This is a genomic window from Comamonas odontotermitis (genome assembly GCF_040396735.1).
In the GTDB taxonomy this organism is placed as follows: Bacteria; Pseudomonadota; Gammaproteobacteria; order Burkholderiales; family Burkholderiaceae_C; genus Comamonas; species Comamonas odontotermitis_C.
Genome location: NZ_JBEBNZ010000002.1, coordinates 78,542 through 99,574 on the forward strand (window position 1 = coordinate 78,542; position 21,033 = coordinate 99,574).

Sequence of the window (21,033 nt, forward strand, 5' to 3'; positions counted from 1 at the left end):
CATGCTGTCCCGCAAATGCTGCACAGCCCATGCCAATGGCGCTAGGATGCGTGGCAAAGCTGGCATCCTCCTTGCAAAATGGCAAGGACGCGCCATTGTAGGTCTGCCGCCGCAGGCTGGCAGTGCCACCTAGACACCTAGAGGACGATCCATGAGCAAGAAACAACGCATCGCCGTACTGGCTGGCGACGGCATCGGCAAGGAAGTGATGCCCGAAGGAATCCGCGTGCTGGAAGCTGCTGCCAAGCGCTTCGACCTGCCGCTGGAGATGCAGCACTTCGACTGGGCGCACTGCGATTACTTTGCCCAGCACGGCCAGATGATGCCCGACGACTGGAAAGCCCAGTTGCAAGGCTTCGATGCCATCCTGTTCGGCGCCGTAGGCTGGCCCGCCACCGTGCCCGACCACGTCTCGCTGTGGGGTTCGCTGCTCAAGTTCCGCCGCGAGTTCGACCAGTACATCAACCTGCGCCCGGTACGCCTGTTTGATGGCGTGCCCTGCCCGCTGGCTGGCCGCAAGCCGGGCGACATCGACTACTACGTGGTGCGCGAGAACACCGAAGGCGAGTACACCGCGCTGGGCGGCATCATGTTCGAAGGCACGGACCGCGAAATGGTGCTGCAGGAGGCCGTTTTCACCCGCAAGGGCGCAGACCGCCTGCTCAAGTTCGCGTTTGACCTGGCCCAGAGCCGCAGCAAGAAGCATGTGACCCTCGCCACCAAGTCCAATGGCATTGCCATCAGCATGCCCTGGTGGGACAAGTGCGCAGAAGCCATGGCCAAAAACTACCCCGATGTGGTGCTGGACAAGCAGCACATCGATATCCTCACCGCCCGCTTTGTGCTGCAGCCCGGCCGTTTTGACGTGGTGGCAGCCACCAACCTGTTCGGCGACATCCTCTCCGACCTGGGCCCGGCCACCACCGGCACGATTGGCCTGGCACCATCGGCCAACCTGAACCCCGAGCGCAACTTCCCCTCGCTGTTTGAGCCTGTGCATGGCTCCGCACCCGATATCTATGGCCAGAAGATCGCCAACCCTATTGCCATGGTCTGGTCCGTGGCGCTGATGCTGGATTTCCTGGGCAACGGCCAGGGCGCATGGCGGCAGGCACACGATGCCATTGTGGACGCGATCAGCCAGACCATTCTGAGCGGCCCGCGCACGCCCGATCTGGGTGGACAGGCCAAGACAGACGATGTGGGCCAGGCCATTGCGCAATTGCTCGCCTGAGCGCCTGGCAAGGCTGCGCACAGCCACTGCGTTGGCCGCCTTGCTGGCATGCGCGCCCCAGGTACAGGCGCGAGGCTACACGCCGCAGGGCAGTTGTGGCGGCTACGAGCGCGTGAGCATCGGCAGCCCGGCAGGAACCTGCGTAGCCCTGGTGGCCGATGAACGCGATGGCCTGCGCGCGCCGCGCCGGGTGCTGGAGATCAGCCCGGGCCGCCTGTGGATCATCGACATGGGCAGCTGGGTGCCCCACCAGGGACGGCTGCTGGAAGTGACACTGCCCGCGCAACCGACTGCCACGCCCATGCAGCGCCCACAGATCAAGGTGCTGGCAGACAAGCTGGACCGCCCCCTGGCACTGGTGCGTGGCCCGGATGCGCAGGTCTACATTGGCGAGGCGGGCCGCATCTGGCGCACGCCGGTGCCAGCAGCAGGCCAGCCGGTACAGCCGCAGACGGTGCTGGACGCACTGCCCAACGACGGTGCCCACCCGCTCAAGGAAATCACGTTCGGGTTGGATGGCAGCCTCTATGTCAACATGGGCTCGGTCACCGACCGCTGCCAGGACGCGCAGGGCGAGCTTGCCTATCCGTGCCCCGAGCGCGAGGCCATGCAGTTCCGTGGTGCCGTCTGGCGTGCGGTGCTTCACAACCCGCCAGTACCTGGGCAGCCGCCTGTGCAGCAATTTGCACCCTTTGCACTCGGCCTGCGCAATTCGGTGGCGCTTGCCACGCTGCCCGATGGCCCGGCCGCAGGCAGTCTGTGGCAAGGCGAAAACAATATCGACTACCGCGACAAAAATGAACCGCCGGAAGAGCTGAACGAGCTGGTCGCGGGCGCAGACTACGGTTGGCCCTATTGCGTGGGCCAGCAACGCGTGGCGCGCGGCTACGACAAGCGCGTCCAGTGCGCGTCCACCAGAGCACCCCGCATGCTGTGGCCTGCGCACACGGCGCCGCTGCATTTGCTGACCACATCCGTTGCCAGCCCCTTCCAAGGTCAGTTGCTGGTGGCCTGGCATGGCCCGCAGGGCCATCGGGTGGTGGGCTTTGCGCGCCAGAAGGACGGCAAGCCAGGCGGAAAACCGGTGGAATGGCTGACCGGATGGACGGCAGACGGAAACATGCGCCCGCTGGGCCGCCCCACCGGCCTCGCGCTGAACCACCTGGGGCAATTGATGGTGGTGGAAGACTACAACCGCACGCTGCTGATGCTGTTGCCCGACACCACGACCCGAGCCATTCGCAAGCGCTGAACCGCAGCCAACCATGCCGCGTGGGCGACATCCAGCCGCTCCACGTGCTTGCTGATCCTGAGCCCCGGCCTATCATCTGCAGTTATCCATCCCTGCTGCGCAGGCCCGCCTTAGGGCGCCCTGCAGCCACCGCGACATGACTGCGCTCCCCTCTTCCGTGCCCCCGGGCCCTACCCCGCCGCCCGGCCTTTACTTCGGCTGGGTGATCGTCGCGGCTTCCACCATCCTCACGCTGCTCACGGTTGGCATGCGCATGGGCATTGGCCCGTTCATGCTGCCCATGTCGGAGGATCTGGGCTTCAGCCGCAGCCTGCTCTCGTCCATCGTGGCAGTCGGCATGCTCTGCTATGGCCTGGGCATGCCAGCGGCAGGCTGGCTGGTGGCGCGCAAGGGCACGCGCACCGTTTTGCTCACAGGCACCGCCATTGTCGTGCTCGCCTGCCTCTGGACGGTGAACGCCCGCACGCCATGGAGCTTTTTCTGGGCCTATGGCGTCGCGCTGTCACTCGGGCTGGCCTTTACCAGCCCGGTGGCAGTCACACCCATGATCAGCCGATGGTTCACGCGCCAGCGTGGCATGGCTTTGTTCTTTCTGTCGACAGGTTCGATGGCGGGCATCGCGGTGATGACACCCGTCTTCACCACCACCATCGGCCTTTGGGGTTGGCAGCGCACCCTGCTGGGATTTGCGGTGGTGTTTGCGCTCATCATCGGCGCCATGGCACTGTGGATCGTGCGCGACGATGCCCCCGAAAATACCGATCTGACTGCTGCGCAAATTGACAAAAAACGGCAGACAACGCCAGCGCATCAAACGCCAGCAGCTAAGAAATCAGAAGCAATCACCTTTACCCAGGCCATCGCAACCGCACCGTTCTGGCAGATATTCCTGGGCCTGTTTGCCTGCGGCTTCAGCATGAACCTGCTGGGCACCCACGGCATGCCCATGCTGATGGACCATGGCTTTGACGCGGGCAGCAGCGCGGGCGGCATCGGCCTCATCGGTTTTGTGGCGATTTTCAGCACCCTGGCGCTGGGCAAGCTCTCCGACATGGTGCCGCGCCGCTACATCCTTGCTGTCATCTACCTGGTACGCGGCCTGGGCTTTGTGGGCCTGGTGGCGGTCGTTCACCACTGGCAGCTGTATGCAGTGGCTGCCATTGGCGGCATTGTCTGGGCTGGCTCGATTGCTGCGTCTTCTGCCATTCTGGGCGATCTGTACGGCATCAAGCTGGTAGGCCTGCTATACGGATGGGCCTACCTGGGCCACCAGATCGGCGCCATGATCAGCAGCTGGCTCGGTGGCTGGGCCTTCGAGCAGTTTGGCACGCACTGGATTGCCTTTGGCGCCGCTGCCATGCTGCTGCTGGTTGCGGCGTGCGTCTCGCTGCTGCTGCCCACCAAGCTCAAACCATGAAAAATACCCGCATCAGCGGGTATTTTGACGGGCCAAGGCTAGGGCAGGCCAGATTGGGAAGACTCCCTGCCTGGCCCCTATTTCCGTGGCAACTGCGGCGGCTTGACCAGATCGTCCAGCGACAGGCCCCTCTCGCGCAGCAGACTCTCCAGCAAGGGCTTGAGCTGGCCCAGGCTTTCATCCACGGCTTCGCGCACGGTATCCACCACCACTTGCGTGCCGCGCTCGATCTCGATGTTGAGGCCATCGCCCACACGCTTGGCTTCAAACACCGTCATGCGGCGGGTTTCGGGGATGAGCCAGACCTCGAACCAGCCTTCCTGGCGGTTCACCTCGGCAACTGTCAGGCTGGCGCCGTTGATGGCGATATAGCCCTTGGCAAACACGTAGCGTCGAAAGGCTTCGGGCACGGCCACGCGCATCACATAGTTGTTGTCGAATTCGCGAATCGCAGCCAGGGTTCCGGTGAAATCCACATGGCCGGACAGCGGGTGGCCGCCAATCTCGGCCCCGTCCTTGGCTGCGCGCTCCACATTGACGGGCGAGCCCACCTGCAACTGGCCCAGGGTGGTGATGTTCAGGCTTTGCAGCATCACATCAAACCGTGCATGCTGCGCGTCCACCAGTTCGGTCACTGTCAGGCATACGCCATCGTGCGATACGCTCGCGCCAATGGCCAGATCCTGGCAAAAGCCTGGAGGAAAGGCAACCGTGAACGTGCGCAGGCCGGGCTGGTCGTCAATGGCGCTGATGGTGGCGACCGCCTGAATGATCCCAGTGAACATCAGGAACCCGCCACCTTCATCTTGCCAACAAGAATGCTGCCCAGGGTCTTGGAGCCCGCGCAGTACTCATCGGCACCCACAGCCAGAGTGTCCTTGAACATGTCCTTCAAGTTGCCAGCAATCGTGATTTCCTGCACGGGAAAGGCAATCTGCCCATTCTCGACCCAGAAACCGCTGGCGCCACGCGAGTAATCGCCCGTCACCGGGTTCACGCCCTGGCCCATCAGCTCGATCACGAAAAGACCCGTACCCAGCTTTTGCAGCATGGCGGCAAGATCGTCAGTTGGCCGCGTCTTGGAGGAATAGAAGTGCAGGTTGTGCGCTCCGCCCGCATTGCCCGTGGTCTTCATGCTCAGCTTGCGGGCCGAGTAGGTGGACAGAAAATACCCATTGACCTTGCCGTCTTCCACCACATGGCGCTTGCTGACACGCACGCCTTCGTCGTCGAACGGCGCACTGCCCTTTCCGCCAATCAGGAAGGGATCTTCCACCAGCTGGATGTGCTTGGGGAACACCTTTTTACCCAAGGAACCCAGCAGGAAGGAGCTGCGGCGGTACAGCGCGCCGCCGCTGATGGCCTGCACCAGCGAACCCACGAGGCCCGCGGCCAGCGGCGCATCGAACAGCACCGGGCATTCGGTGGTCGGAATCTTGCGTGCATTCAAGCGCGACAAGGCGCGCTCTGCGGCGTAGCGCCCGACGATAGTCGGGTCGGCCAGGTCTTGCGCGCGGCGCATGCTGCTGTACCAGGCATCGCGCTGCATGTCGGCACCCTTGCCCGCTATGGGGGCCACCGAGATACTGTGGCGTGAGCTGGCGTAGCCGCCGGCAAAGCCGTTGGTATGCGCACTGTAGAAATGGCTTTGCTGGGCCGATACGCCAGCGCCCTCGCTATTGGTGATGCGCTTGTCGGTGGCAAAGGCGGCCGCTTCGCACTGCAGCGCCAATTGTGCGGCTGCCTCGCTGTCAATAGCCCACGGATGGAACAGGTCAAGTTCGCGTTGCTCGGCTGCTGGCACAATATCGGCTGCATCGGGCAGGCCGGCAACCGGGTCTTCGGCCGTGAAACGGGCGATGTCATAGGCTGCTTGCACCGTGCGCTTTACCGCTTCGGTCGAAAAATCCGAGGTGCTGGCATTGCCTCGGCGTTTGCCGATATACACCGTCACACCCAGCGACTTGTCGCGGTTGCGCTCCACCGTCTCCAGTTCGCCCTTGCGCACGCTGACCGACAGGCCTGCGCCTTCGGAGGCATCTGCTCCGGCGTCGGTGGCACCCAGTGTTTTGGCATGCGACAGTGCCTGCTCGACAAGGTCTTTGAAAAATGCGCGGCTGTAACTGAAGCCGGTTGCGGCCTGGGCATCGCCCTGGCTGTTGGAGCTGGATACGGTTTTTTTCATACTGCCCGCTATGATACTGATAACCGCCATCGCCCTGGCACTGAGATGGGCTGAACGACCTGCGCAACCAGCGTGCGCAGCAGAGGCAATGGCCCGTTCAGCTCCTCCCTGCCGGGCTGTGGCCTTTTGAACAAAAGCATAACCATGTCACGCAAACCCAAAAAAGGCTATTTCGTTCGCGGCAAGTTCGTGGCCGAAGGCAGCGAACTCGATATCGAGCTGAAGGCCGAACTCAAAGGCACGACCGAATCGAGCAAGTCCGATCTGAAAAAGGAAATGGACGCCCTGCAGGACCTCGGCAAGGAACTGCTCACGCTGCGCAGCGATCTCTTCAACCGCCTGCAACTGCCCGAGATTCTGGTGAACGCGCTGGCCGAAGCCAAGCGCATCACCAACTTCGAAGGCAAGCGCCGCCAGATGCAGTTCGTTGGCAAGCTGATGCGCAGGCTCGACGAAGGCGAGGTGGCCGCCATCAATGCCGCACTTACAGAGCAGAAAGAAGGCTCCGGCATTGAAAAAGCCCTGCTGCATGCCTCGGAACAGTGGCGCGACCGCATGATTGCAGACGACGATGCCGTGGCGCAATGGATCAACGAGGCGCCGCAGACCGATATCCAGCAGCTGCGTTCGCTGGTGCGCCAGGCGCGCAAGGACATGCCCGGCGCCCATGAAGCCAATGTGCAGGAATCCACCGGGCAGGCCGCCCGCAAAGGCCGCGCATACCGCGAGCTGTTCCAGCTGGTACGCGACCATGTGATGGCCGCCCACGCAGCACGTGTGCAGGCATCCGCGGCAGATGACGATGCCAGCGACGAGGATTGAGAGAAAACAGCCTCTGGCGCATGGTGGATGCCCACAATCAGCTATCAAAATATGAGTATTGCATACGACTCCGTCAAAATCGGCATTGTCTCGATCAGCGACCGCGCCAGCAGTGGTGTGTATGAGGACAAAGGCCTGCCCGCCCTGCAGGATTGGCTGGGCCGTGCGCTGCACAACCCGGTGGCCTATGAAGCACGCCTGATTGCCGACGAGCAGGCGCTGATCAGCCGGACCCTGGTCGAACTGGTGGATGCAGGCTGCAGCCTGGTGCTGACCACGGGCGGCACCGGCCCGGCGCTGCGCGATGTAACGCCTGAAGCCACCCTGGCCGTGGCTGACAAGGAAATGCCTGGTTTTGGTGAGCAGATGCGCCAGATCAGCCTGCGCTTCGTACCCACGGCCATCCTGTCGCGCCAGGTCGCCGTCATTCGGGGCCAATGCCTGATCATCAACCTGCCCGGCCAACCCAAGGCGATTGCAGAGACGCTGGAAGGCCTGAAGGACGCCGAGGGTACGCAAATCGTACCTGGCATTTTTGCCGCCGTACCTTACTGCATTGACCTGATCGGCGGCCCCTATCTGGAAACGCAAGACGCGGTGTGCAAGGCCTTTCGGCCCAAGAACGCCGTCCGCGCTCCTCGCAACTAAATCCGGCTACGCCTCACCCGACTGCGGCAAGAAAAACCCGCCAGGGCATTCAGCAACTGGCGGGTGGGGTTATTTCAACGCAGCGATCAGGCTTGCGCCTTGCGTTGGCGGCGCCAGGCCAACAGGCCAATGCCGCCCGACAACAGTGCCAAAGCCGCCTGACCCAGGATAGGAACCGGCGTGGCCTGCGCCGATGGCGTACCGGGGTCGCCCGCCACCATAGCAACACCGCCCGGATCGCGGATCACACCGTCAGCCACCAGATCGTCATCGCCCAATTGGCCGTCCGTCAGGTTCAGCACCACCTTGTTGCCACTGATGGTGGCATTGGGGTATACATACCAGTGGTCCTTCTGGTTGTCTGCCGTCTTGCCAAACTTGTAGTACCTGGCGTTTGCGGGCAGCGCCTCGGGATAGGTCAGTTCCACCGTGGCGTTCTGCCCTGCCTGTCCACCCGTGAGCTGCAGGCTCACCAGGCCAAACGGAAAGCTCACGCCTTGAGGCGGCTGTGAAGCAGCGCTGACGGCCACCGGCTTGCCAGTATCAAACGCCCACAGACCTGTGCCACCGCCACTGACACTGGCCTGTACATTGCCTGCCTTACCAACTGCCGCCAGGGAAGCCGTTGCAGGCTGGGCCGCGAAATCAAACTGAAGCTGGCACTGGCTGGTCAGCGTGCCCGTGGTGTAGATGGAGCGATCCGCGTTCCAGCTGCCTGCCGGGCAGCTGCTGCCGGCGGCTAGCCCGAGCAGCTGGTAACCCGGCTGCGGCACCACCGTGCAGCTGCTGGTCTGGCCCGGTACGGCGCTGGAGCACCCAACGCTGCCCGCCGATGCCACGTTGGGCACGCCCACTACGCCATGGCTGCCATCGCCAACAATCAGCGTCACGGGCTTGCCCAGGATCACATAACTGTAGTTGGCATCCATCTTGTGGCGATAGCCGGGCATGACGATGGCCGTGCCAGCCGTGCTGAAGCTCAGCGTGCCGCCGTTGCCCTGCGCCACGGTGGCAGTGCCTCCCAGGTACACCAGCTCATTGGCCACTGCAGCCTTTTTGTCCTGCAACTGCGTGAGCAGCTCAACCTCCAGGTTCACCGGCGTGTTGAGCGCCAGCACGCCTTGCTGTGGCTTGGCAGAAATATCGACCGGGAAGTCGCTGGCCAGATAGGCGTGGTCGGTGGTAATGCCGTGCGTGCCCCAGCTGTAGTACTTGTAGAAATCTGCGGGCGTATTCACCGTCCATGGCCAGAATGTAACGCCGCGGTGCTTGGCCGCCTCCATGGTGCGCTGGCTGATGGCGCCATAGCTGGGGTTGAAGGTGGAGGAATTGGCCTGGGTGGCGTCCAGCACGTTGCGCACGCTGTTGGTCACATCGGCGTTCTCGGCAATGCTGTTGAGAAAGCCGCCAGTCAACTCCGGCATCTGCTCGGCACTGCGCTTGAGCTGGTCGCTGCTGAACGAGATGGCAACCGACTGGTCGGCCACGCCCTCTTGCTCCATCTCCTTCCTGAGCTGGGCAATGATGCGTGGGTTGGCACTCTTGAGCTCGATCACATGGGTGATGGGCTTGTCCTTGAAGGCCTGGAAATACTCGCGCATGGTGGGCACCTGGTAGCCCTTGCCCTTGGTGCGCAGGGCCTTGACCTGATCGAGGCTCATGCCTTCGACAGCGCCGGTGCCGGTCGTGGTGCGGTTGACCGTGTCGTCATGCATGATGACAAGGTGGTCGTCGGTGGTGATGTAGATATCGTTTTCCACCGCATCGGCCCCGGCGGCCACGGCTGCTCTCGCGCTTTCCAGCGTGTTTTCGTCTTCACGGCTGGGCATGCCGCGGTGGCCGATCACCAGCGGCTTGCGCAGCAGGGTGTTGGCGGGCAGCTTGCGCAGCACCTCGGCGTAGGCAGCGCTGTTGGCCGACACCACGCCGTTGACGCCGCTGGTCAGGATGCGCGCCGCCTGTTCAGGGGTATCCGCTTCGGCACTTGTCCATACCGTGATCAGCAGGCGCTGCAGGCGGGCCACGAAATCACGGTGGCTCAGGTTCGCGGGCAGAATGGCGATCTTGGCGCCAGCGCGATTGGTGTCGCCGGAGATCGTGAGCAGATCCTGGGTCGATGTGCCCAGATTGCGCTGGCTGAAATCCGCGGCCGTGCGCACCTTGGGCAACGCCACGCGCGCCTGCTTGAGCAGTGCCACGTCGCCAGACAGCAGCGTGACATCAGCCAGGTTGTGTACATCGTTGGAGAAAGCCACCAGCGCATTCACCGTGGCCGCATCGGCGATACGCAGCAGCGGTATGGTGTTGCGCGAAGCCTGCTCGTAGTACGCCTTGAGGGTGCCCACCACGGCGCCATTGGCGTCCTTGAGGTTGAGCGCGCTATCCAGGCTCAGCAAGCTCGTGCTGACGCCCGTTCCATCCAGCACCACGCCAGCATGGGCCGCCTGCACCAGCGTCGGCGCCATGGCGGCCAGCGTGCCGGTGTCCTGTACGGTGACAGGCATGTCAAGATCGGGCAAAGGGGTCAGCTGCTCGGTCACCTTCAGGCTCTTGACGCGCATGACCAGCCCCGCCGTCTGCATGCCGATACCGCCTTGGGTCAGACCAGATGTGATGACGACATCGTGCAGCAAGACTCCATTGAGGTATTGCCGAACACGGTTCCCATGCACCACCACGCTGGCAATATAGGTCTTGTTCCTGTCGATGGCTTCGGTAAAAGCCTTGGTGCTGGTCACCGACCATGCACCCGCCTTGCGGAACGCGAATTCAGTGCCGTTGCTAGCCGTGGCGTTCTGTCGCATCGCGAATTGGTGATACGGCTCATAAGGATAGGTTCCGCCGTCTGCAGAACTGCGGTACATCACACTGCCCCAGCGGGTATTGCTGTTCACCTTGTCGAAGGTGAACTCCATGTCGATGCGGTAGTTGGACAGCTTTTCCAGCTCCACCGGCAGCATGACGGCCGTCATCGCGGTGTCGTTGGCGGTGCCGTCGATCAGCAGGTTGCCGGTTGCCGCGTCGATGGACGCCTTGCCCTTGTTCCATCCAGGCGTGCGCCAGCCGGCTGGCAGGCCGGTTGCGGCCTTGTCGTTGAATACCTTGTCGAGATACACCTGCCCTTGCGGATCTGCCTTGGCCAGCCTGGCCTCCAGTGCCTGCAGCGACTGATCGTTTGCAACCACCGCCCTTTCAGTGGCCAGTGTGGTTTGAAAGGACAAGGTCAGCAATGTTGCCATTGCTGCCACAAGAGGTAGGCGTCGCATAGTATCCCCAAATGAAAGGCGAGAGTTTTGCAACAATGAATGACAGGGTCATGAAAAACATCCAGCCCCTTCCCTTTGGAATCCACCAGAATTATCAAAAATAGATATTTTGAAATTCATTGTTAGATTGGAAATATCCGCACCATAAATATACAAAGCGACGTAACTTGGGCGACAAGAAAAGGCAGGTGCAACGGTTTTCACTATCACGCACCACAAGCAATGCTTCTAGCATGCATGCAGAGACCTATCCACTCCAACCGATCACAAAGGAGCCATTCATGTTCAAGCCCTCGTCCCACGTTCTGCGCCCTGTCATGGCAGCCTGCGCGCTCGCATGCGGCCTGCTGGCAATCCCAGCCCACGCCCAGAACAAGGTTCGCCTGGGTTTCCTGACCGACATGTCCAGCCAGTACGCCGACGGCGACGGCAAGGGCGGTGCCACAGCAATCCAGATGGCTATTGACGACTTCGGCGGCAAGCTGCTGGGCAAGCCGATCGAATTGATCGCTGCAGATCACCAGAACAAGGCAGATATCGCATCCACCAAATCACGCGAATGGGTGGACACACAGGGCGTGCAATTGTTGATCGCTGGCACCAATACCGCCACGGCTCTTGCCATGGGCCAGGTAGCCAATGAGAAGAAGCGCGTGCTGCTCATCAATGGCGCATATTCCTCGGGCATCACCGGTGCCAACTGCTCGCCATACTGGGTGCACTACAACTCCGACACCACAGCCATTGCACGCGGCACTGGCAAGGCCGTGGCAGAGCAAGGCGGCAAGAGCTGGGCTCTGCTGGTGTCCGACTACACCTTCGGCCACACGCTGGAAAACGACATTACCAAGGTCATCACCGCCAACGGCGGGCAGGTGCTCAAATCAGTTCGCGCACCTTTTCATGCCAACGACTTTTCGTCCTACCTGATGCAGGTGCAGGCGAGCAAGGCGCAGATTCTGGGCCTCGCCAATGCAGGTGGCGATTTCATGAACTCGCTCAAGGCAGCGCGCGAGTTTGGCGTCACCCCCAAGATGAAACCTGTGGCGCTGATGGTGTTTGCCAATGAAGTAGAGAGCCTGGGGCTCAAACTTGCCGGCGGCCTGATGTTCACCGACAGCTGGTTCTGGGACCGTACCCCTGAAGCGCGAAAATGGACGGATCGCTTCTATGCCAAGACCGGCAAGATGCCGACATCGCTGCACGCATCTGACTACTCCTCTGCAATGAGCTATTTCAAAGCCGTGGAAAAGGCCCAGACCCTGGATGCCGACAAGGTGATGGCCACGCTCAAATCCATGGAGCTGAACGACATGTTCGGCAAGGGCAAGATCCAGCCCAATGGCCGCTATGTGCACGACATGTACCTGCTGCAGGTGAAGACGCCCGAAGAATCCAAGGCCAAGCACGACTCGTTCAAGCTGATCAAGGAGCTGCCCGGCGACACGCTGTTTGCCAGCAAGGAAGAGGCCAACTGCCCTATCTGGAAATAAGCCCGGCCAACCGCAGGCCCATACAGCACAAAAAACACAAAAGCCGCAAGAGTTTCTTGCGGCTTTTTGCTATGAAAATTAAAGCGATAGCGCGCTACGGACAAGCGCCAGCTGCCACTTTCACCCCAATCCTTTCATTCAAAGCCACGCATCTGCGCCCACTCGGCAAACGGCGCCCGGTCGGCGCGCAAGGTATTGATCGGTGCCTGCGTGTCTTCATAGCCCAGCGCCACACCGTAGGCAACGCGGTAAGGCTCGGGGGCCTTGAGGACCCGTTCCACCGTATTGCCATATCGGCGCCAGAAACCTTGGGGACAGGTGGCCATGCCGCGCTCGGTGGCCAGCAGCATGAAGGACTGCAGATAGATGCCAAGATCCACCCACTGCGCATAACCCATGCGCTCATCTGCAAACACCACAATACCTACCGGCGCCCCGAAGAACTGGCCATTCCTGGCCAGTTGCTCCAGGCGTGCCGCCTTGTTCTCGCGCGGGATGGCAATGGTCTTGTACAAATCTTCTCCGTTCTTGAAGCGTCGGCTGCGGTACGGCTCCCACAGGTTGGGCGGATACGACAGGTTGCTGACCTGCTCTTCGTCGGGCTGCGCCGCAGCAATGGCATCCGTGAGCTGCGTCAAGGCCGCCCCCGCCAGCGCCACCACGCGCCAGGGCTGCAGATTGCCTCCGGAGGCCGCCTGCGCCGCATCGCTCATCAGGCTGTGCACCTGATCTGCCGTAGGGGCCTTAGGTAAAAACGCGCGCACCGAGCGGCGCTCTTTCATGGCTTGAGAGACATTCATGGCTGGGTCTTTCTTCGATGGAAATCACAGGCGATAGGCCGTCACTGCAGGGAAGTTTAGTGCAGCGCAGCAAATAGGTCTGACACTTTCGTTGCAAGATACAGGTGAGTCACTTGTGGAGGCGCTACGATGAAACCCCAGGGACCCTCTGCAAACCGCCTTTGTACAGGCCCTCATTGCCGGACGCTTGCCATGCACATCACTGCCATCCAATCCGACATCACAAGCTTGCAGGTGGATGCCATCGTCAATGCCGCCAACTCGTCGCTGCTGGGCGGTTGTGGTGTCGACGGCGCCATTCACCGGGCCGCTGGGCCCGAGCTGCTGCACGAATGCCGATTGCTGGGCGGCTGCAAAACGGGTGACGCCAAGATCACGGGTGGCTACCGGTTGCCCGCCAAGCACATCATCCACACGGTAGGGCCTGTGTGGCGCAATGGCGAAAATGATGAAGCAGCAATGCTTGCGGCATGCTACCGGCACTCGTTGGCCCTGGCCGAAAGCGTGGGTGCACAGACCATTGCCTTCCCCAGCATCAGTACCGGCATCTATGGCTACCCCATTGCACTTGCAGCACGCATCGCCGTGGCAACCGTCAAGGCATGTGCAGGAAACGCGCCCTGCGTTCAGTCTGTGGTGTTCTGCTGCTTTTCGGCCAGCGACCTGGAGGTGTATGTGCAGGTACTGCGTGAGCTGGCAGACTGAAGACGACGACTCTCCATCAATAGCTATCAAACAAATAGCGGCCAGCGCTTGATGGATTGGCGCTGGCCGCTATTTTCGTCTCTATCTCACACCGCTCAACGCGCTGTCGTATCCGATGCGATCGGAATGTAGAACTCCCCGCCCGTGCGGTTGAACTCTTCTGCCTTGGCCTGCATGCCCACCGAGATGCCCTGCTCTGCCGCCACGCCTTGCGACTTGGCGAAGTCCCGCACTTCCTGGGTGATCTTCATCGAGCAGAACTTGGGCCCGCACATGCTGCAGAAGTGCGCCACCTTGGCGCTGTCCTTGGGCAGCGTCTCGTCGTGGAACGCACGCGCCGTGTCGGGATCCAGGCCCAGGTTGAACTGGTCTTCCCAGCGGAAATCGAAGCGCGCCTGAGAGAGTGCATCATCGCGCGAACGTGCGCCCGGGTGGCCCTTGGCAACGTCGGCAGCGTGCGCCGCGATCTTGTAGGCGATGATGCCCTGCTTGACGTCGTCACGATCGGGCAGGCCCAGGTGCTCCTTGGGCGTCACATAGCACAGCATGGCGGTGCCAAACCAGCCGATCATGGCCGCACCGATGGCGCTGGCGATGTGGTCGTAGCCCGGGGCGATGTCGATGGTCAGGGGGCCCAGGGTGTAGAACGGCGCTTCGTGGCAGTGCTTGAGCTGCTCGGTCATGTTGGCCTGAATCATGTGCATGGGCACGTGGCCAGGGCCCTCGATCATGGTCTGCACATCGTGCTTCCATGCGGTCTGGGTCAGTTCGCCCAGTGTCTTGAGCTCGGCAAACTGTGCTTCGTCATTGGCATCGGACGCGCAGCCAGGGCGCAAGCCGTCGCCCAGCGAGAAGCTCACGTCGTACTGCTTCATGATGTCGCAGATATCCTCGAAGTGCTCGTACAGGAAACTCTCGCGGTGGTGGGCCATGCACCACTTGGCCATGATGGAGCCGCCGCGCGAGACGATGCCGGTGCGGCGCTGGGCCGTGAGGTGGATGTAGGCGAGGCGCACGCCGGCGTGGATGGTGAAGTAGTCCACGCCCTGCTCGGCCTGCTCGACCAGCGTGTCGCGGAAGATCTCCCAGGTCAGGTCTTCGGCGATGCCGCCCACTTTTTCCAGCGCCTGGTAGATGGGTACAGTGCCAATGGGCACAGGCGAGTTGCGGATGATCCAGTCGCGCGTGGTGTGGATGTTCTTGCCGGTGGACAGATCCATCACGTTGTCGGCACCCCAGCGAATGGCCCAGACCAGCTTTTCGACCTCTTCCTCAATGCTGGAGGTGACCGCCGAGTTGCCGATGTTGGCGTTGATCTTGACCTTGAAATTGCGCCCGATGGCCATGGGCTCAATCTCGGGGTGGTTGATGTTGGCCGGAATGATGGCGCGGCCGCGCGCCACTTCGTCGCGCACGAACTCGGGCGTGATGATCTTCGGAATCGCTGCGCCCAGGCTGTTGCCAGCCAGGCGCGCTTCGCGCGCCGCATCTTGCTGGTACTCGGCCATCCATTCGCGGCGGCCATTCTCGCGCAGGGCTACATATTCCATCTCGGGCGTGATGATGCCCTTGCGCGCATAGTGCATCTGGGTGACGTTGCCACCGCTCTTGGCCCGGCGTGGCTGGCGCTGCAGCGCGGCGGCCTCGGCCCGCAGCTGGGCCACGCGTGCATCTTCTTCACCGCGCTTGCCACCATCGTCCAGCGCCACGCGCAGGCGGCCTGCATAGTATTCGCTGTCACCACGTGCTTCGATCCAGCCGCCACGCAGGCTGGGCAGGCCGCTGCGCACATCGATCACCGCCGACGGGTCGGTGTAAGGCCCCGAAGTGTCATACACGCTGACCTGCTCGCCATTGGTGAGTGCGATGTCGCGCACTGGCACGCGCAGATCCGGGTGGAGGGCGCCACTCAAATAGCGCTTGGTAGATGCCGGAAAAGGCTGGCGGGATTGGGCCAGCAACTGGGCAAAGCGGGCTGCATCAGGGGCGTTGCCTGCGGCGGGGGTGAAGATCGAATCGGGGGCGTTCATTGCAGTCTCCAAAAAGCGTATGAAGTTCATCAAACGCTCCGTGGAGTGCTGGGCCCGCTCTGATCTGGTGGTGATGGCTTTGGTGCCACAACCATCCTGTACCGGAGGAGCCCTTTGCACTGGCTGGCCAATGCTGAGGCTCCCTCTGGAATCTGCCGATTCCAGCCAAGGCCGTTGCGCCCCGAAAGCTCGCCCAAAAAAGACAAAACCCCAGTGCGCGAGGCGCCTGGGGTGTGCTGTGCCCATGGATGGATGCCCCGCATCCTCTTGTCCAAGGGCCCTGCGTCAGGGTCCCGCTCTTCTTCCGCCGGTATGAACCGGATCAAGTTCGTCGGGTTCGCTAGTCAACAGTCTTGCAACTGCCTTTCGCATCTCAGCGCTTTCGCACACCCCGGAGCTGCATGCAGTATAGCCGGTTCAAGCCGTACTGCGCCAGCCCTTCCTCCTCAATGTGTACACCAGCCCCATTCGCTCAAGCCCATGCGGGGTTTGCCCTGTTTTGGTGCTTACCCCAGTAGGCACTGCCCATTCCGCCTGCAACCATCGGGGCGCAGCAGCCCATGGGTCTCCCGCACCGGGCTTGCGCGCCATACGCATGTCTTTTTTTGAACAAGGAGTGCTCCCATGAATATTCCTGCAATGCCACGCCCACCCTCGCGCCGCGCGCTCCCACTCCGCAGGCGCGCAATAGCTGCAGCGGCTGCCGGCTGCGTGCTTACCTTGGCGGCCCAGGGTGTCCTGGCGCAGGACAAGGTGCGAATCGGGTTCATCACCGACATGTCCAGCGTCTATGCGGATGTAGACGGCAAGGGCGGTGCTCTTGCCTTGCAGATGGCGATTGATGACTATGGTGGCAAGGTGCTTGGCAAGCCGGTGGAGCTGATGGTTGCCGACCACCAGAACAAGGCGGATCTGGCAGCGTCCAAGGCGCGCGAATGGTTTGACCAGCGCGACATGCAGATGCTGGTGGGCGGCACCACCTCCAGCACCGGCCTTGCCATGGCCAAGGTGGCCGAGGAGAAAAAGCGCCTCATCATTGTGAACGGCTCGGGCACATCGGCCCTCACCAATGACCAGTGCAGTCCGTACACCGTGCACTACGCCTATGACACGGTGGCGCTGGCAAAGGGCACCGGCGGCGCCATTGTGGGCCTGGGAGACAAGGACTGGTTCTTCCTGACCGCCGATTACGCCTTCGGCCATGCCCTGGAAGCCGACACCACCAAGGTGATCAAGGCAGCGGGAGGCCGCGTAATCGGCTCGGTCAGGCACCCCATCAATGCATCGGATTTCTCGTCCTTTCTGCTGCAGGCACAGAACTCCAAGGCACAGATCCTTGCCATGGCCAATGCAGGGGGAGACACCATCAATACCATCAAGGCGGCGCGAGAGTTTGGCGTGACCAAAACCATGAAGCTGGCGGGCCTGCTGCTTTTCAGCTCGGACATCCACAGCCTCGGTCTCAAGCAGACTGAAGGGTTGATGTTTACCGACAGCTGGCACTGGGATCTGAACCCGGAAAGCCGCAAGTTCTCGGATCGCTTCTTTGAGAAATTCAAAAAGATGCCCACCTCGCTGCAGGCGGCCGACTACTCGGCCATGATGACTTATCTCAAGACTGCCGACAGGATCAAATCCACCGATTCGGACAAGGTGATGGCCGCACTCAAGTCAGAACCCTTGTCCGATTTTTATGCCAAGGGCACCATTCGCCCCGATGGCCGTTACGCCCATGAGATGTACCTGATGCAGGTGAAAGCACCTGCAGAATCCAAAGGTGCCTGGGACTACTTCAAGGTCCTCAAGACACTCAGCCCGGATGAGGTGTGGACGACCAAGGCGGAATCCACCTGCAAGCTCTGGAAATAATCCTACTCCCCAAAAAACCAAAGGCCCGCACATGCGGGCCTTTGTCGTTGGCAGCGCAGCGGAGAAGCTGCGCAGAGGGGCTTATTTCTTCCTGCGATCCACAAAGGCGATCAATTCGCCCATGATGCCCCGACGGAAGGCCAGCACGCAAATCACAAAGATGAGGCCGGTGACAATGGTCACGGATTCACCCAGGGTGTTGAACCATTCCACACCCGTCCAGCGCGACAGCGCGCTGCCGATATCACCGATCTTGTTTTCCAGGGCCACAATCACCGCAGAACCCACGATAGGTCCGGACAGCAAGCCCAGACCACCCACCAGCGTCATCAGGATGACCTGGCCCGAAGCGGTCCAGTGCACATCCGTCAGCGTGGCAAAGCCCAGCACGACCGTCTTGAGCGAACCAGCCAGTCCTGCCAGCGCTGCCGAGATGACAAACGCCAGCAGCTTGAAGCGATTGACGTCGTAGCCCAGCGAGATGGCGCGTGGCTCGTTCTCCTTCAGGGCCTTGAGCACCTGGCCAAACGGTGAATGCACGGTTCGCATGATCAGCAGGAAAGCGAGCACGACAATGACGAGCGCCACGTAGTACATCGTGATGTCGCTCTCCAGGCTCAGCACGCCAAACAGCTTGCCGCGCGGTACGGCCTGCAGACCATCTTCGCCGCCGGTAAACGGCATCTGCAGGCAGGCAAAGAACAGCATCTGCGCCAGCGCCAGGGTAATCATCGAGAAGTAGATGCCCTGGCGGCGAATGGCCAGCCAGCCAAACACCAGGCCCAGCAGCGCACCGAAGGCCACACCAAACAGAATGCCGAGTTCAGGTGTCAGATGCCATGTCTTGATGGTATGACCCGTGATATAGGCAGCGCCACCAAAGAATGCAGCATGGCCGAACGACAGCAGCCCGGTATAGCCCAGCAACAGGTTGAAGGCGCAGGCAAACAGCGCAAAGCACATCAGCTTCATGACGAACACTGGATAGGCGCCCATCAACGGGGCTGCAATCAGCCCCAGCAGCAGCAAACCGTATCCCCATTTGGCAAATTTCTTGGAATTCATCCCCTAGCCCTCACTTCGCTTTGCCAAACAGGCCTGCTGGGCGCACCAGCAACACAATCACCATGATCACGAACACCACGGTGGCCGAAGCTTCTGGATAGAACACCTTGGTGAGGCCTTCGATCACGCCCAGGCCCAGGCCCGTGACGATCGCGCCCATGATCGAGCCCATGCCGCCAATCACCACCACCGCAAACACGGTGATGATCAGGTTCTGCCCCATGAGAGGCGTAACCTGGTAGACCGGCGCCGCCAGCACGCCGGCAAAGGCAGCCAGGCCTACGCCGAATGCATAGGTCAGCATGATCATCAATGGCACATTCACACCAAAGGCTTCAACCAGGCGTGGGTTTTCCGTACCGGCGCGCAGGTAGGCGCCCAGGCGCGTCTTTTCAATGACGAACCAGGTCGCAAAGCACACCACGAGCGAAGCCACCACCACCCACATGCGGTAGTTGGGCAGCATCATGACGCCAACATTGGTCGCACCTTCGAGCAGCTCAGGCGTGTCGTAGCCCAGGCCCGATACGCCATAGATCGAGCGGAACACGCCCTCGATCAACAGCGACAGGCCCAAGGTCAACAGCAGGCCATAGAGGTGGTCGAGCTTGTAGATGTGGCGAAGCAGGAAGCGCTCGATGACCATGCCGATGAGACCCACCAGGATGGGCGAGAGCAGCAGCATCACCCAGTAGTTGACCTGGAAGTACGATGCGGCCATCCACGTGAACATGGCCCCCAGCATGAACAGTGCTCCATGTGCGAAATTGATCACATTGAGCAAGCCGAAGATAACTGCCAACCCCAGACTGAGGATGGCATAGAACGACCCGTTGACGAGGCCCAGCAGGAGCTGGCTCATCAAGGCCGGAACTGAAACACCAAAAATTTCCATGAGGGGCTCACGAATCAGTGGATGAACACGCGCCGGGATTCAGCTTATTTCCAGAGAGCGCACTTGGATTCGGCCTTGGTGGTCCACACCTTGTCAGCCGGCAAGGTCTGCAGCACCTTCAGGTAGTCCCAGGGCTTCTTGGACTCGGCCTGCTTCTTGACCTCCACCAGATACATGTCGTGTGCGTAGCGGCCATCGGGGCGGAGCACACCCTTGCCGTAGAAGTCATTGAGCGGCGTGCTCTTGAGGTGTGCCATTACCTTGTCGGCATCCGCTGTCTTCACAGCTTCGACGGCCTTCAGGTAGTTCATGGTGGCGGAGTAGTCTGCAGCCTGGATGTCGGTAGGCATGCGCTTGGTCTTGGCGAAGAACTTCTCGGCGAACTTGCGCGATTCGTCGTTCATGTCCCAATACCAGCTGACGGTGTGCAGCAGGCCTTCGGTGTTCTTCAGGCCCAGGCTGTGGATGTCGGTCAGGAACACCAGCAGACCTGCGGTCTTCATGGTCTTGTTGATGCCGAATTCTTTCGCAGCCTTGACGCTGTTGATGAAGTCGCCACCTGCATTGGCCAGGCCCAGCACCTGGGCCTTGGAGTTTTGCGCCTGCAGCAGGAAAGAGGAGAAGTCAGATGCATTGAGCGGGTGCTTGACCGTACCCACCACCGAGCCACCGCTGGCCTTGACGACGGCTGCGGTATCGTTCTCCAGCGAATGACCGAAGGCATAGTCCGCAGTCAGAAAGAACCAGCTCTTGCCGCCACGCTCGACCACGGCACTACCCGTACCCTTGGCCAGAGCCATGGTGTCATAGGCATAGTGCACGGTGTAGGGGCTGCATTGCTCGTTGGTCAGGGCTGTTGCGCCAGCGCCGTTGACGATGAACACGCGCTTTTTCTCCTGCGCAATCTTGGCCATTGCCAGTGCGGTGCCGGAGTTGGTGCCGCCAAACAGCATGGTGACGCCTTGGGTATCTACCCACTCACGTGCCTTGGATGCGGCGATATCCGCCTTGTTCTGGTGATCTGCGGACACCAGCTCGATCGGCTGGCCCAGCACCTTGCCACCAAAATCGTCAATGGCCATCTGGATGGCTACCGCGCCGTTCTTGCCCTCGACGTCTGCGTACAGACTGGACATGTCGGTAATGAAGCCGATCTTGACCTTTTCCTGCGCCTGGGCCGCGCCGGCAGCAAGGGCCATCAAGCAAGTGACCTGTGCAATGGTTGTGAGCTTCGCTTTCATCTCTGTCTCCTGTAAAAACACTTCTGATGGTCCAGCAGTGGTTGTCATGCTTTCTGCGGACCTTGAAAAAGAGAGCAGTCAGCGCTTATTGATTGCGGGTGTCAAAGACTT

General features: G+C 61.3%; 16 protein-coding genes and 1 riboswitch. Of the genes, 8 read left to right on the forward strand and 8 right to left on the reverse strand.

The genetic code is table 11. From position 1 onward, the window contains the following. Positions 1-151 precede the first annotated feature (151 nt). From ACH2DG_RS02800 to ACH2DG_RS02810, 3 genes are all read left to right on the forward strand, one after another. Positions 152-1,234 carry a tartrate dehydrogenase gene (locus ACH2DG_RS02800; protein ID WP_184705786.1) on the forward strand — a complete coding sequence of 361 codons (1,083 nt, stop codon included), beginning with the start codon at positions 152-154 and terminating at the stop codon, positions 1,232-1,234. Next, positions 1,200-2,486, forward strand: a complete 1,287-nt coding sequence (locus ACH2DG_RS02805) for a PQQ-dependent sugar dehydrogenase (RefSeq protein WP_395024197.1) — start codon at positions 1,200-1,202, stop codon at positions 2,484-2,486. Before ACH2DG_RS02800 ends, ACH2DG_RS02805 begins: the two co-directional genes overlap by 35 nt. Positions 2,487-2,622: 136 nt before the next feature. Continuing rightward, positions 2,623-3,903: an MFS transporter gene (locus ACH2DG_RS02810; RefSeq protein WP_395024198.1), complete on the forward strand. Its 1,281-nt coding sequence runs from the start codon at positions 2,623-2,625 to the stop codon at positions 3,901-3,903. 77 nt (positions 3,904-3,980) lie between these two features. On the opposite strand, the gene ACH2DG_RS02815 is transcribed toward ACH2DG_RS02810, so the two are convergent. Both ACH2DG_RS02815 and pmbA read right to left on the reverse strand, forming a co-directional pair. After that, positions 3,981-4,688: a riboflavin synthase subunit alpha gene (locus tag ACH2DG_RS02815; RefSeq protein WP_395024199.1), complete on the reverse strand. Its 708-nt coding sequence runs from the start codon at positions 4,686-4,688 to the stop codon at positions 3,981-3,983. Continuing rightward, positions 4,688-6,088, reverse strand: a complete 1,401-nt coding sequence (pmbA, locus tag ACH2DG_RS02820) for a metalloprotease PmbA (protein ID WP_395024200.1) — start codon at positions 6,086-6,088, stop codon at positions 4,688-4,690. The genes ACH2DG_RS02815 and pmbA overlap by 1 nt, the downstream gene beginning before the upstream one ends. A 144-nt stretch (positions 6,089-6,232) precedes the next feature. Between pmbA and yjgA the strand changes: the two genes are divergently transcribed. Beyond that, positions 6,233-6,910 (forward strand): ribosome biogenesis factor YjgA, encoded by a 678-nt coding sequence (gene yjgA / locus ACH2DG_RS02825; RefSeq protein ID WP_395024201.1) that lies wholly within the window; start codon positions 6,233-6,235, stop codon positions 6,908-6,910. Between the two features lie 51 nt (positions 6,911-6,961). After that, positions 6,962-7,558 (forward strand): molybdopterin adenylyltransferase, encoded by a 597-nt coding sequence (mog, locus tag ACH2DG_RS02830; RefSeq protein ID WP_395024202.1) that lies wholly within the window; start codon positions 6,962-6,964, stop codon positions 7,556-7,558. A gap of 86 nt (positions 7,559-7,644) precedes the next feature. Here the strand turns inward: mog and ACH2DG_RS02835 are convergent, their stop codons facing one another. Beyond that, the gene (locus tag ACH2DG_RS02835) at positions 7,645-10,779 is read right to left on the reverse strand and encodes a glycerophosphodiester phosphodiesterase family protein (protein ID WP_395024203.1); all 3,135 of its coding nucleotides are present in this window, start codon (positions 10,777-10,779) and stop codon (positions 7,645-7,647) included. A 326-nt stretch (positions 10,780-11,105) separates the two neighbouring features. Between ACH2DG_RS02835 and ACH2DG_RS02840 the strand changes: the two genes are divergently transcribed. After that, the gene (locus ACH2DG_RS02840; protein ID WP_395024204.1) at positions 11,106-12,317 is read left to right on the forward strand and encodes an ABC transporter substrate-binding protein; all 1,212 of its coding nucleotides are present in this window, start codon (positions 11,106-11,108) and stop codon (positions 12,315-12,317) included. Positions 12,318-12,451: 134 nt separating this feature from the next. Here the strand turns inward: ACH2DG_RS02840 and ACH2DG_RS02845 are convergent, their stop codons facing one another. Then, entirely contained in the window at positions 12,452-13,117 is a 666-nt protein-coding gene (locus ACH2DG_RS02845) for a nitroreductase (RefSeq protein WP_395024205.1), read from the reverse strand. 192 nt (positions 13,118-13,309) lie between these two features. Here ACH2DG_RS02845 and ACH2DG_RS02850 point away from each other — a divergent pair, with 192 nt between their 5' ends. After that, on the forward strand, positions 13,310-13,822 hold the full coding sequence (locus tag ACH2DG_RS02850; protein WP_395024206.1) for an O-acetyl-ADP-ribose deacetylase: 513 nt from the start codon (positions 13,310-13,312) through the stop codon (positions 13,820-13,822). 95 nt (positions 13,823-13,917) lie between these two features. Here the strand turns inward: ACH2DG_RS02850 and thiC are convergent, their stop codons facing one another. Next, the gene (gene thiC / locus ACH2DG_RS02855; RefSeq protein ID WP_395024207.1) at positions 13,918-15,852 is read right to left on the reverse strand and encodes a phosphomethylpyrimidine synthase ThiC; all 1,935 of its coding nucleotides are present in this window, start codon (positions 15,850-15,852) and stop codon (positions 13,918-13,920) included. Between the two features lie 282 nt (positions 15,853-16,134). Continuing rightward, a riboswitch (TPP riboswitch) is annotated at positions 16,135-16,256 on the reverse strand. Positions 16,257-16,491: 235 nt separating this feature from the next. Between thiC and ACH2DG_RS02860 the strand changes: the two genes are divergently transcribed. Beyond that, positions 16,492-17,721, forward strand: a complete 1,230-nt coding sequence (locus ACH2DG_RS02860; protein ID WP_395024404.1) for an ABC transporter substrate-binding protein — start codon at positions 16,492-16,494, stop codon at positions 17,719-17,721. Positions 17,722-17,802: 81 nt separating this feature from the next. Here ACH2DG_RS02860 and ACH2DG_RS02865 read toward each other — a convergent pair whose 3' ends face one another. Genes ACH2DG_RS02865 through ACH2DG_RS02875 form a run of 3 tightly spaced genes read right to left on the reverse strand, consistent with a single transcriptional unit; the run spans position 17,803 to position 20,922 of the window. Beyond that, positions 17,803-18,786, reverse strand: a complete 984-nt coding sequence (locus ACH2DG_RS02865) for a branched-chain amino acid ABC transporter permease (protein WP_395024208.1) — start codon at positions 18,784-18,786, stop codon at positions 17,803-17,805. 10 nt (positions 18,787-18,796) lie between these two features. Beyond that, positions 18,797-19,681 (reverse strand): branched-chain amino acid ABC transporter permease, encoded by an 885-nt coding sequence (locus ACH2DG_RS02870; protein ID WP_395024209.1) that lies wholly within the window; start codon positions 19,679-19,681, stop codon positions 18,797-18,799. Between the two features lie 44 nt (positions 19,682-19,725). Further along, positions 19,726-20,922, reverse strand: a complete 1,197-nt coding sequence (locus ACH2DG_RS02875) for an ABC transporter substrate-binding protein (protein WP_395024210.1) — start codon at positions 20,920-20,922, stop codon at positions 19,726-19,728. Between the last annotated feature and the right edge of the window lie 111 nt (positions 20,923-21,033).